The sequence below is a fragment of the Flammeovirga pectinis genome (assembly GCF_003970675.1).
Taxonomy (GTDB): domain Bacteria; phylum Bacteroidota; class Bacteroidia; order Cytophagales; family Flammeovirgaceae; genus Flammeovirga; species Flammeovirga pectinis.
In genome coordinates, this window is sequence record NZ_CP034562.1 from 4,139,220 (window position 1) to 4,153,596 (window position 14,377).

Here is a 14,377-nt window from a genome sequence, read left to right on the forward strand (position 1 = left end):
AAGGGAGGTTATTGATTTAAAATAACACTCCCTCAATTTTTATTTGGTGTAGATTTTAATAATAAAACAGCACTAAATCTTGTTTCTTTTGGTTAGAATATGCTATCCAATCTGCAAATTGCTTTATCTGACTTTCTTCAAAAGCAGCATTCTTTATAGCAGCTAAAGCAGCAGAAAAGTCAGTTCTGTAAATTGTGAATACTGCAGGAAATTCCATTGTCATAGGAAGGTTTATCTTCCGTTCTAGATCAATAGTATACATCATAAATTCCTTAATACTATAAAACGGATCTATATCAGCAGGGTACCAATTACTATTATTGCAAGTTTCCCCTAAAGTTTTAATGAGTACTTCTAATACATACCAATTCTTGGCTCCGTCTCCTGCATCTTTTATAATTCCATTCAAGAAATCTTGCATTATATTAAGGGCAGGTTCCCAACCATCTTCTACTTCTAGTTGGCTATCAATAGAAGAAAGATTAGCCGAGGTTTTTTGAAGAAGTTGGTTCTTTACACCTTCATCTTCTACTCCATAACACGTTTTAATAAAACCTAAATCAATGCTATAAGGCATTATTCCATATCCCATAATTTTGTTGTTTGGTTTAGTTATTTAATCAATAGAAAATTAAGAAGTATCATACACAATAAAAAATAATCTTATTAAATCCTTTAAATATATATGCTGAATAATTCGGCTTATAAACAACAAAAGAGCTAACTCTTATCAGTTAACCCTTTTATTTTATCATGAAGCCACAACAATTAGCTACACTTTAATTCCTAGTATAGTTATATCATCTCTTTGCAATTCATCTTCTTGATGTAACGCCAATAGACGTTCTAATTGTTCGTTTTGAATATCCATTGGTAACCTACCTATTCCTGTTAAGAATTTCTCGAATAAGATCTTACCAATTTTCTTTCTTCCTTTATTATTCTGATCCATATACCCATCTGTAGTAAGGTATATTATAGTTCCTTTTTCTATTGTTAAGGTATTGTTTTCAAACTTTCTACCTTTCCTCTGCATACCGCCAATAGCTTTTTTACTACCAGCCACCTGATGTAAAACACCATCTTTAGTAAAATAATACAAAGGCCTTTTTGCTCCAGAAAACACTACTTCACAGGAGTTGTCATCTTTAGGAGTAATTTTACAAAGACATAAATCCATACCGTCTGTATTATTAGACGTATCTTGTTTTAATGCAACTCTAACTCTTTGATGTAACCTTTCTAAAATATCTTTAGGATCATCAATCTTTAGTTCATTAATTAAATAATTAAAAGATGCGTTACCAATCATACTCATAAAGGCTCCAGGAACACCATGCCCTGTGCAATCAATAGCTGCAATATATTTACTATTGTTGTTTTCCCCGGCCCAATAAAAATCTCCAGCTACAATATCTTTAGGTTTAAAAAGAATAAAATGCTCTGCAAACAACTCTGATAAATACTCCTTATTTGGTAATACAGCACTCTGTATCGTCTTAGCATAACGTACACTATTTGTGATGTGCTGATGCTGAGATTTTAATTTATCATTCTGTCCTAATAACTGATTATTTTTATCCTCAATATAATTTCTTTGTGCTAAAATTTCTTCTTGTTGTTGCAACAACTCTTCATTCTGCACAGTAATTTCTTTCTGTTGTTCTTGGAGCTCTTGATTTTGCGTTGTAATAGCAATTTGTTGTTCAGATAGCTCCTCGTTTTGTGCAACTACTTCTTCAGTTCTTTCTTGAATAATGAACTCAAGTTTTACTTGCTCTCTTTTTAATTTTAATGTTCTGTATTTATAAAAAGCAACAAATAAACCTATTAGAGTTACAATAAATAAGATCCTAAACCATAACGTTTTCCACCAAGGCGGAAGGATATTCAATACAATACTGTCTCCTTTTTCATTCCAAATATTATGATTGTTAGAACCCTTAACGTGGAAGGTATAAGTACCCGGATCAAGATTGGTATAAGTAGCACTTCTTCTAGAACCATCTCTCCATTCTTTATCAAAACCTATCAGTTTATATTTATACTGGTTTCTATCTGCATGGTAATAATTTAATGCTGCAAAATCTATGGTAAAAACAGACTGCTCGTGCGTTAAAGAAATCTCAGATGTTTCTTCTACTACATTTTCTAATGGAGAACCCTCTTCTAATTTTACTTCTTTATTAAAGAGTAGGAAATCTGTAAATACAACTGGAGGAACTACAGAATTTTGTCTTACATCAAATGGATTAAATAATGTGATACCGCTACTGTTTCCAAATAATATTTCTCCAGAATTTAATCGGAAAGCACACCCTTTATTAAATTCTCCATCCTGCGATAAATCAGAACCTAAATAATTAATAAATACCTTCTTTTTTGGGTCGAACCTTGCAATATTATTTTTTGCTGATATCCATAAATACCCTTCTTCATCTTCTGCAATAGCTGTTATTTCTGCACTGGCTAAACCTTCCTGTTCCCCATAAGAAACAAACTCTTCTGTAGCAATATCAAATTTTGATAAACCACCCGATGTCGTTACCCAAAGTTCTCCATCAGAAGATTCAAATACTTGACTTGGTACTCCTCCTGCAATTGCATTTGGGTCTTTCTCATCTGGATAGTATTTCTTTAGTTTCTCTGTATTTAGATCATATACATATAAACCATAATAGGAATTAAAAAACATATGACCATCACTACTCTCAAACATATTGAAAGAACTTTCTATAGATTCTCCTTTCTTTATTGGAAGTACTTCTCTTGTAACATCTCCTGTTTCTAAATCCAATAAACAAACACCAATATTGTGTACAATTATCCAAAAATTGCCTTTACTATCCTCGTACCCTTTCCAAATATTATTGTTAGGTAAAGTGTTAGGGTTCTTAGGGTCTCTAACAATCTTTGTAAATGTTTCAGTCTTTGGGTCAAACTTATTTAGTCCACCGCCCCAAGTACCAATCCAATAGAAACCATTTCGGCCTTTTGTTATAGAAAGAATAGCATTTGAACCAATAGAGTTAGGATTATTAGGGTTGTGTTTAAACACTTTCATCTTTTTAGTTCTTTTATTAAGAACATTAAGACCTCCACCATCGGTACCAAAATAAATATTATTTACATCTTCTTCTAAAGAGATAACATTATTACTTGTAAGCAATTCATACCCACCTCTGTTACTAGAAACAAGACTAAACGCATTGGTTTGTGAGTTCCAATAATTTAGGCCTTTTCGAAAACCACCTAGCCAAATATTCTCCGATTTATCTCTAAAGAAAGTAAGAATATGGTTTTCTGATATACTTTTTGGGTCGTTGATTTTGTTAGTAATACTCTCAAAGGAATTTGTTTTGGGATCTAAAATTATGACCCCATGTTCTGGTGTTGACAACCAAAGTTTATCATTCACCTCCAGTATATCCCATACCACGTTTGTTGGCAATGCTATTTGCTTAAACTCTTTATTTTTTGGGTTATAAACACAAAGTCCACCACCTTCTGTACCCACTCTAATTGTTCCTTTTGAATCTTGATGGATTACCTCAATATTATTATTTGGTAAACTTCCTTTTTTATTAGATGATTTAAAAATAGCATTGATTGTTCCATTCTCACTTGCTAAATAAATACCATCTGTTTCAGATCCCATCCACAGGTTACTTTCATTATCTACAAGTAGCTGATTAATGTACTTTCCTGATATATTTTTTATTATGACTTTCTTCTTTGTATCGAATAAAAAGAACCCTTTTAGAGAACCAATCCATAGCTTATCAGTACCATGTTTTTGAATAACACGACAACCAACAAACTCGGGAATAGGAATCCTTTCAAAGTTATCTTTATCCCTATGGTAAACGTTTAAACCTCCGGCATCTCCTACCCACAAGTTCTCCTCTCCATCTTCAGTAATACAATTTATGTAATTAGAAAAAAGTGTATTATTATCTTTAGTAGAGTTTTTATAGATCTTAAAATTGTAGCCATCATAACGGTTCAAACCCATTAAGGTGCCAAACCACATAAAGCCTTTGCTATCTTGGTAGATAGAGTGAACACTTACATTGGATAATCCATCTTGAATACTAAACCGATCAAAACTATAAGAAGTTTTCTCGGGAAATTGTCCCATACTCAAGATAGGAATGAGTAAAGTAAGTAGTAGTACAGTAGTTAATTTAGATAATAATTTCATTGTTACAAATCAAATTCCAAAGCCGATAGTAGTTTGTAAACACTTATAAAAGTGTACTTACAACATATAATTTAGAGAACTTATAAGAATAAAACAATTAAATCTCTAAAAAGGTATAAAAAAAGAGCACTTCATTCGAAATGCTCTTTTCCATATAATTACTATCTATACTACTATTATTCTATCTACACTTCTATAAACGACTTATTATCTGACTATTACATACATTATCTGATTAAAAACTATCAAATACCTACTTTCATTCTACTTCTCTGAATAGTATAATTTTACTAGACGATTTACAACGTGGTAGTTAACATATCAACCTATTAAAAAGATAAAAGTCCCAAGATGAAGCATAATTCTATACTTCATCTTGGGACTAATAAAGGTACTATTTAAGTGTTAAGATTATTTCACTCGTACTTTTCTAGTAACTGACTTTCCTTCTTTAGTTGTTAACATAAAGATGTAAATCCCTTTATTTAATTTACTAACAGAAACTTTTGTCGCTGTATTTTTTTTGTTTACTATTTTAACTAACTGCCCTGAAGTATTGTAGATCGCAATCTTAACAATATTATTCGCGACTACATTCACAACATCTGTAGCTGGGTTAGGATAAATTGAAATAGCTAATTGCTCAACATCTACACTTGTCGGTGTATCTTCAACTACAGTTATTGTCATTGATTCTGATGATGAACCTGCTGAATTTGTTACAGTTAATGTTGCCGTATAACTACCTGCAGATGCATAAGTATGAGTTGGGTTTTGAGCTACTGATGTATTATCATCGCCAAAAGACCATGCATAACTTGTTACTTCTCCGGTTGATCCGTCTGTAAATGTAACTGATTCACCTAACATAATAGATGATGACGAGACTGTAAACTGTGCTAAAGGGGCTGTTTCAGTTTCTTCTTCCTCATCTTCAACTACCGTTATTGTCATTGATTCTGATGATGAACCTGCTGAATTTGTTACAGTTAATGTTGCAGTATAACTACCTGCGGATGCATAAGTATGAGTTGGGTTTTGAGCTACTGATGTATTATCATCGCCAAAAGACCATGCATAACTTGTTACTTCTCCAGTTGATCCGTCTGTAAATATAACTGACTCTCCTAATGTTATAGATGATGACGAGACTGTAAACTGTGCTAAAGGGGCTGTTTCAGTTTCTTCTTCCTCATCTTCAACTACCGTTATTGTCATTGATTCTGATGATGAACCTGCTGAATTTGTTACAGTTAATGTTGCCGTATAACTACCTGCGGATGCATAAGTATGAGTTGGATTTTGAGCTACTGATGTATTATCATCGCCAAAAGACCATGCATAACTTGTTACTTCTCCAGTTGATCCGTCTGTAAATGTAACTGATTCACCTAACATAATAGATGATGACGAGACTGTAAACTGTGCTAAAGGAACTGTTTCAGTTTCTTCTTCTTCTTCTTCCTCATCTTCAACTACTGTTATTGTCATTGATTCTTATGATGAACCTGCTGAATTTGTTACAGTTAATGTTGCCGTATAACTACCTGCGGATGCATAAGTATGAGTTGGGTTTTGAGCTACTGATGTATTATCATCGCCAAAAGACCATGTATAACTTGTTACTTCTCCGGTTGATCCGTCTGTAAATGTAACTGATTCACCTAACATAATAGATGATGACGAGACTGTAAACTGTGCTAAAGGGGCTGTTTCAGTTTCTTCTTCCTCATCTTCAACTACCGTTATTGTCATTGATTCTGATGATGAACCTGCTGAATTTGTTACAGTTAATGTTGCCGTATAACTACCTGCGGATGCATAAGTATGAGTTGGGTTTTGAGCTACTGATGTATTATCATCGCCAAAAGACCATGCATAACTTGTTACTTCTCCAGTTGATCCGTCTGTAAATGTAACTGATTCACCTAACATAATAGATGATGATGAGACTGTAAACTGTGCTAAAGGGGCTGTTTCAGTTTCTTCTTCTTCCTCATCTTCAACTACAGTTATTGTCATTGATTCTGATGATGAACCTGCTGAATTTGTTACAGTTAATGTTGCCGTATAACTACCTGCGGATGCATAAGTATGAGTTGGATTTTGAGCTACTGATGTATTGTCATCGCCAAAAGACCATGCATAACTTGTTACCTCTCCGGTTGATCCGTCTGTAAATGTAACTGATTCACCTAACATAATAGATGATGACGAGACTGTAAACTGTGCTAAAGGGGCTGTTTCAGTTTCTTCTTCTTCTTCCTCATCTTCAACTACCGTTATTGTCATTGATTCTGATGATGAACCTGCTGAATTTGTTACAGTTAATGTTGCCGTATAACTACCTGCGGATGCATAAGTATGAGTTGGGTTTTGAACTACTGATGTATTGTCATCGCCAAAAGACCATGCATAACTTGTTACTTCTCCAGTTGATCCGTCTGTAAATGTAACTGATTCACCTAACATAATAGATGATGACGAGACTGTAAACTGTGCTAAAGGGGCTGTTTCAGTTTCTTCTTCTTCTTCCCCATCTTCAACTTCTGTAACAATAGATAAACTTATATCATCAACATCTAAAGTACCGTACCAATTTCTTGCTATTGCAATTGTTGCTGTGTAATCTTCTTCAGGTACAAATTCCAATGTATGTGTATACCAATCTGTAGTATTCCCTTGGTTATACTGCTCTCCTCTCTCTCTTGGAGTATTTGATTCAGTATCCATTATTAATGGGAAATGAATAGCAATACCTCTTGATCTAAATGTCAATTTGTATTGTGTTCCTGCTACAAAATTAATGATTGCATTGGTTCTTATCTGACCATTTGCAGAAGCTGTTGCTCCTTCATCATTGTATTCCATATACTTGTTACCATCTACTATTTTTACTGTTAAAGTACGTGGTAAATCAGGTTGTTGGAATGCAGAATAATGGAACATTCTATCATTGTCTCTAGCATCATTTAATACTGATGTTCCTTCTGAAAATTCTTCAAAATTATTTTCATAAACAGTCTCATAAGAAATTACATTAGATGTAACTTCCAAAGGCATTGTTGTTGTTGAAGCACCATTAGCATTAGAAGCTATTAATGTAACTGTATACGTTCCTGCAGTTGCATACTCATGCTCTGGGTTTTGTTCTGTAGATGTGTTCTCATCACCAAAATCCCATGCCCATGTTGTTGGCATATCAGAAGAAGTATCTGTAAACTGAATTACTTTAGGTGTACTTGCATCTGCCACTTCAAAAGTAAACGTCGCAGTTGGAGAAGGTGTTTCTATTACTGTAATGTAATCTTCCATTACCAGCATATTTGTTCCATCTGCATTTGTTACAGACAAAGAAACAGTATATACACCAGCATTTTGATATACATGTTGTGGGTTTTGTCTGGTAGATGTATTATCATCTCCAAAGTCCCACGCCCATGCTGTAGGTATATTTTCAGATTCATCTGTAAATTGAACTGCTAAACCTTCGTTACCTTCTGTAACATCTGCACTAAATGCAGCAATTGGAGGAATACCAACTACAATGTATTCTTCTTTTGTAATAGCATCTTCGCCACCAGCATTTGTTACTGTTAAGCTAACCGAATAAGTACCAACTACTGTATAGGTATAGAATGGGTTTTGATCTGTTGAAGTATTACCATCACCAAAATCCCAAGCCCATGCTGTTGGAACATTTCTAGACATATCTGTAAAGCTCACAGTCAACGGACTTTCTCCTTGCATTCTGTTTACTTCAAATGCTGCTTCTGGAGCAATTAATTCTACTTCTAAATCAACTTGCTCGTTGTAATCTTCTGTACCAATAATTAACGTCTCGGCAACTGAATTATAACCTACTAAATCGATTGAGTAAGCTACTTCATCCCCTTCATTTAAACCTTCAAGGATAATAGCACCTCTCACATCTGTAGTATAAACTTCGTTATTATCTCCTACAAGAATAGCTACACCTGATAGTGGTTTACCTTCTTCGTCTTTCACAAGAATAGATGCTGTAAATACAGGAGGAATATACGTTGATAATGCTACTTGAGTGGTAACATCAGCACCTTTCACAGAGAATGTACTATTATAAGTAGTAAACCCATCGCTTACCACCGTAAATGTTTTATCAAGAATATTTGTTGATGTTAAACTTGCAACACCTCCAAAATCTGTGATTAATGCATCATACCCTTCAACAATAATTGATGCACCTTCAATAGATTGATCGGCTTCATCTTTCACTATAAATGTAACAGTTTGGTCCGATTCAGCAACATATTCACTCACTGGAGTAATAGTAATATCATCTAAATAAATAATACCTGTACCTCCTGTTGTTGCATTCATTCTTAGTCCAATCCATGCAATAGTTACTTCTTCTCTGTCTACATCAATTGGTACTACGTATTCTTTAGAAATAGTTACCCACTTCCCTTTTTCTACACCTGTAATATCAATGTATTCTACTTTTGCACCATCAGTATCGTATTTAATTGGTGCTGCAATCTTTTCAATTGTAGCTGCTTCATCAATCCATACTTTCATAGCAACTACTACATTTTCGGTTACCACTACATTTGGCAAACCTGCACCTTTTGGCGTTAAATTCTTGCTACCACTTGTTATTTCTTCTTCTACAAAAATCTTAACTGCATTTCCACCACCCCAATACTTCTCTGTAGTGAATGTGTAAAAATCAGTATTTACAGTCCATAGAGTTGTAGATGCATCTTCTTCAAAACCAAAATAACAAGAGTTGAGAAGTGCAGTTTCGTCTGCTGAGCATCCTCCATCTTCGCCACCTTCTGACACATCAGTTACTCTAATTTCGTCTAAGTAGACTACACCATTTGTACCGGCATCTGCTACCTGAACCTGTAATTTAATACGGTTAAAGTCGTTTAAGTTACCTTCTGCAATTGTTGCTTTAATTGTTGCCCATTTTCCATGTTCAATTCCAGTTAAATCAAATTGCATTACCGGAGATGTTAAATCTGCTACTCTAATTTTATTGATTGTACTTCCTTCCTCAATAAATACTTTCATAGAAAATTCTAAATCACGATCTCTAGGTAAAACAGCAGATCCTTTATCTACATAAACAGATTTTGTTTTATCTAATGTCGATCCATACGCAAAACGCATTACTCTTTCACCATGAGGTGCACCATTCAAATTCACGATACCAAATTCTGTATCACCTGTCCAACGCACACGTACTTTTCCACTTCCAAGATCAATCAATGTTGGTCCTTCAAAACCAAACAAGTGAGAGTTCATGTAATTTAAATCATCTGGTCCGTTTGCAATATCTTTTGGCGTCTCATCTGCTGGGTCTGTTACCCCTGGTTCTCCTTCTTTCTTTTTAATTTGAATATCATCTACAAACAAGTATCCTTCGCCAGTAGCATTAAGATCTGCTTCTCTAATACGAACTGTAACTTGTCCGTTTGTTGGGTCACTATCTTTTCCAAAACTGATAGTTTTTGTTAATGTTACCCATCCGTCAGCTTCTGTAATTGATGAAATATCGAATGAATTAATGATATATAAGCTTTGAGGTTTATTATCCTTTAGCATGATATCAAAATTCTTGATTCTATTCTCCTCTTTTGCTTTTACACGCACAGAAAGTTCATACTCCCCTTCGGGCATATAAAGTGATTTAATTGGAGAATGTGCCGCTAAAGAAACATTACTCGCTATGTTAGAAACATTCGAAAGATCTAAACTTCTTTGCCCAGAATTAAATTCATCTCTGCTATATGCAGCGCCACTTGTACCAAGGAACCAATTTTTCTCTTCACCATCTAAATATTGGCTTCCTTCAAAACCAAATAATACAGCATCTAAACCTGTAAATGGTAAAGGAATATTTTCTACAATTTCTATATCATCAAAATATACAGTAGACGTTGTGCCATCATTTGCAGCGGCATCTCCTGGTTGAATAACGATAGAAAAAGTCCCTTCTGGAGAAGTACCCGGATCCATAGTAAAATCATAACTAACATCTACCCATTCGCCCGTTGTTGCAGGTAAATTAAAAGGATCTAAATTAGAACTTGGATTCTTAACAAATAACCTAAAACGACTTGCTGCACTTCCTGCTTCTACAAAAACTTTTGCTTTAAAGGTAAATTTACCTGTTGCCAATTGTACCATACCTGCTGGAGCGTGTGCAGCACCACCGTTTCCTGTTAATGGAGCCGTATGATGAAACTTTAAACTTTTTGTTCCAGTTGCTGCTTTTTCATCTGTAATCGTAAAATCCCCGCTAGCACCCATAGACCATTTTTTTGCAGTACCATCTACAACGGCATTTCCTTCAAAGCCAAATAACGTAGCATTTAATGGCAATACCGATTCGGCTACTGCTGGAGGAGCTGGAATTTCAGGTCCAGAAGTCATCCAAATAATAAATTTTGTTCCTGCACCATACAATTCATTTTTAGCAATCATTTCTCTTTTCAAGAAATCTTCTAGCTTTAATGCTTTTGCATAATAATCTGCATAGTTTGGAGCATTTACATCTTCCAATTGGTTTTTTAGTTCCAATGGGTCTTCTTCTAAATCAAATAAATATGGTTGATCTTTGTTGGCTAAAACCAATTTGTAACGTGATGTAGCGGCAGAAGCCCACCATCCTGCATCTTCAGTAATGTAAACTGTATCTGCAACATCAACTAATAAATCTTCATTTGTATATAAATCAGAAATATCTTGTCCATGTATACCTTCCATTGCTGGTAAACCTGCTAAACTTAAAATTGTAGGAGCAACATCTACGTTCATATTTGGCGTAGTAACAATTTTTCCTTCCTTAATTTTTTCAGGGTAACGAATTATAAATGGAATTTTAGCTGAATTCTCAAAAGGCACACCTTTATTAATACGGCTATGTTCGAATGTCATATCACCATGGTCTACAGTATAGATTACAATAGTGTTATCTGCAATACCTTGATCATCTAAGAAATCTAACATTCTACCTACATTCTCATCTACAGAGCGTAACATACCCCAGTATTCTTGCATGTAAAATTCATCAAATTCAGCATATCGAGTAGAACCATACCATACATCGTTGTTATTTCTTTTGTCTGCCCATGTCGGACGTTTTACAACACCGTCTGCTTCTTCAGCTTCTGTTCTGTACGTTTCTACATATGTTTTTGGAGCACCGAATGAAATACTTCTAGCCCAATCTGCATATTTAGGTGACGAATGGTTAGGTGTATGCGGATCTGGAATAGAAACTACCATACAAAATGGCTTATCCTCCTTTATATCAGCTTCCATAATTTCTAACGCCTTATTGGTATAGAAATCTGTTGCAAAAATCCATGGTTTGCCATCTACTGGGTCTGGTTCACCTTCTTCACCCCAGTTGTATGGAGGCTCTCCATCTTCGTTATACCATGTCCAGTGTTCTTTTTCAATTCTCCAATCAATATTATCGAAACCAAAATGACGACCAGCTCCCCATACTTTTTCGCCTGGGTTATCGTAACCTTCTAAGTGCCATTTACCAATGTAAGAAGTACTGTATCCGTTCTCCTTAAATACATTTGCAAAGGTAGGTAAGTCATCTGTCATTGGTCGGTCATTTCTTGCTGCACCTGTAGAACCAGGATACAAAGAAGTCATTAACGACGCTCTAGATGGCGTACATGTTGGCGAAGTAGCATAATGCTTTGTACTTATTGCTCCTTCTGTAGCTATCCTATCAATGTTCGGTGTTTCCATATGTTCCGAAGCATTCCACGGGTTGTAGTATTCTTCGGCAGAAACGTTACCACTACTCATATCTAAGTTGCGGTACTTACTAATAGTTTTAAAGTTATGTTCATCCGTATGGATTATTAAAACGTTGGGCTTGGTTTGTGCATACGCTCCCATAGAAAGAAGTAATGCAATAAAGCCGAGAAAAAGTTTAATTCTTTTCATACTAATTAATGTTTGTTGTTTCCTCTTTTTGTAGAAAGAGTACAATTCATTTTTTGCTTTAATTTGTTATTTGTATATCAAAAAGTTAGTGCGATAGTGTATTCTTAATTACTATATTCTTATCTCAGTTCAGAAGAGACCTTTTCAATATTAAAAAAAGAATCAGTAGCTAATTTGTAGTTCTCCAGTAGGTGTCGATCTACTTGTCTCTTTAAAAAAGTGGTTGGAGAAACTCCATATTATCTACTGACTACAGCTTATTTTTAGTTAGCCGCATTTAATATATATCTATACCATTGGCAATAAATTTTAAATTGACATTCTGATGTTTTATTGAATGTTTAATTAACACTTAACATCTCCAAATGTATTGCTGTAGTCTAATTATAGGGTGATTATGAGTGAATAAGATGTTTCTAAATGTAAATTGATTTCCATACCTCTCTTAAATATTTCTATTGATGAATTAGAATTTTATGTGGGAAATAAGGACTATTTGCTTTCCTCTCTACTAAGGCAACATAAATGTATTTCTAAGTCCAATGTACAACGTAGTTTTATACTTAATAATTGATGTTTACAGGTATTAAATCTCAATAAATAAATACACCCGACAAAAAGAAATACTTTACTTTACGAACAGTTTTATTTACGCAAAAAAACATCATACTAAATAGAAAAACGGTTATTGCATTTACAATTTCACACAAGATCTACCCTATTTTTTTAGATCACTTTTTTATTTTAATTGAGAGACGGAAATGAAAAGAATTACAAACATAATATCAGCAAGCGCACTATCTATATTATCACTTTTAACTATTGACACTAAGGCACAAACACCTTTTTCTGACCCTGCCAATAAACAAGGTTGGGTATTGAATAATGCTGTAAGTGATGAGTTTCAAGGTACTTCTATAGACAAAGACAAATGGATTGTACAAGGTGAAAATGATAATTACGAAAACAACTTTAAAGGGCGTGCTCCTTCGCAATTTGTTCCTCATGCGGTAAGTGTTGCCAACGGAAAATTGGTTATTACTACTCGTTGGGAGCCTAGTTATGATTTTATAAAAGGAAAACACAAAGGTTTATACTTTGAAAACATTACTACAGGTGCTGTAATTACAAAAAAGAAGTTTAAAAATGGCTACATGGAAATAAAATGTAAGCCAGCAGATGGACCACTTTCTAGTGCTTTTTGGTTTACAGGAAAAGGAGGTGAATTAGACCTTTTTGAAATATTTGGTAAATACCCAAAAGATAAAAAGGTAGAACAACTTTACCATACTTCTTTCCATAATTGGGGCTTAGATACTAAAGATCCTTTGTATGGAAAAACGAGTTGGGAAAACAAAGTTCAACTTCCAAAACGTCTTGCAGAAGACTACCATGTTTATGGGTGTGAATGGGGAGAAGATTTTCTTAAAATATACGTTGATGGTCAACTTGTACGCTGCATTACTAAAGATGAAATGGGCGAAGAAAATTGGGTAATGAATAACGAACAAAAGGTATGGGTAGATAATGAGGTTTTCCCTTGGAAAGCTACACCTAAGAAAGAAGACTTTCCTAAAGAGGGTTTAAAATTTGAGATTGATTATGTACGTGTTTGGCAAAAGGAGGGTACTACAGATATTGGTTGCCAAGCTACAGAAAATATAATTCCTAATGGCAGTTTTGAAAACGGATTAGATGATTGGAATGTATTGGGTAAAGTAAAGGTCGTTCAAGCAAAAAAAGATATTATTGATGGTAAAAAGTATGTAAAATTAAGTGCAGGAAAAGAAGCTACTGTTTCTAAAGTAATAGCATTAAAACCACATACTACTTACATTTTGTCTGCGTATGCACGTTCACCTTTTACGAATATGAAAGATGTTTGGCAAAATGGTTGGTTAGGTGTTAAGGCTTTTGGAACGGGACAACAACCAATAATTAAATACTTTAGTAATGAGTGGAATAGACAGAGTATTCTCTTTACAACGGGAGCTAATGCGAATAAAACATATATCTATTTCACAAATAAATGGCAGAAAAAAGAAGTTCATGTAGATCATTTTGAATTGATAGAAACCATCAACGAAAATAAGACCGTGGACGGTAAATAATATATTTTAATTTTGAATAGGTTGTGATAATTCTGTAGAGACTGATATTGAATAGGTAGAAAAGTCGGGTGTACAATACCTCCCTACTTTTAGGGGTGCT

Annotated in this window: 5 protein-coding genes; 1 reads left to right on the plus strand and 4 read right to left on the minus strand. The window is 34.4% G+C overall.

The genetic code is table 11. The features are described 5' to 3' along the window. Window positions 1-55: 55 nt before the first annotated feature. The 4 genes from EI427_RS16630 to EI427_RS16645 all read right to left on the minus strand — a co-directional run bounded on the left by EI427_RS16630 (window position 56) and on the right by EI427_RS16645 (window position 12,166). Window positions 56-592: a DUF7691 family protein gene (locus EI427_RS16630; RefSeq protein WP_126616842.1), complete on the minus strand. Its 537-nt coding sequence runs from the start codon at window positions 590-592 to the stop codon at window positions 56-58. A gap of 180 nt (window positions 593-772) precedes the next feature. Further along, window positions 773-4,204, minus strand: a complete 3,432-nt coding sequence (locus tag EI427_RS16635) for a two-component regulator propeller domain-containing protein (protein WP_126616844.1) — start codon at window positions 4,202-4,204, stop codon at window positions 773-775. A 411-nt stretch (window positions 4,205-4,615) separates the two neighbouring features. Then, the gene (locus EI427_RS16640; RefSeq protein WP_126616846.1) at window positions 4,616-5,695 is read right to left on the minus strand and encodes a PKD domain-containing protein; all 1,080 of its coding nucleotides are present in this window, start codon (window positions 5,693-5,695) and stop codon (window positions 4,616-4,618) included. Window positions 5,696-5,701: 6 nt separating this feature from the next. Further along, window positions 5,702-12,166, minus strand: coding sequence for a PKD domain-containing protein (locus EI427_RS16645; RefSeq protein ID WP_126616848.1), 6,465 nt, complete (start codon window positions 12,164-12,166; stop codon window positions 5,702-5,704). Window positions 12,167-12,927: 761 nt separating this feature from the next. Here EI427_RS16645 and EI427_RS16650 point away from each other — a divergent pair. Continuing rightward, on the plus strand, window positions 12,928-14,277 hold the full coding sequence (locus EI427_RS16650; RefSeq protein WP_126616850.1) for a family 16 glycosylhydrolase: 1,350 nt from the start codon (window positions 12,928-12,930) through the stop codon (window positions 14,275-14,277). The last annotated feature ends 100 nt before the right edge of the window (window positions 14,278-14,377 follow it).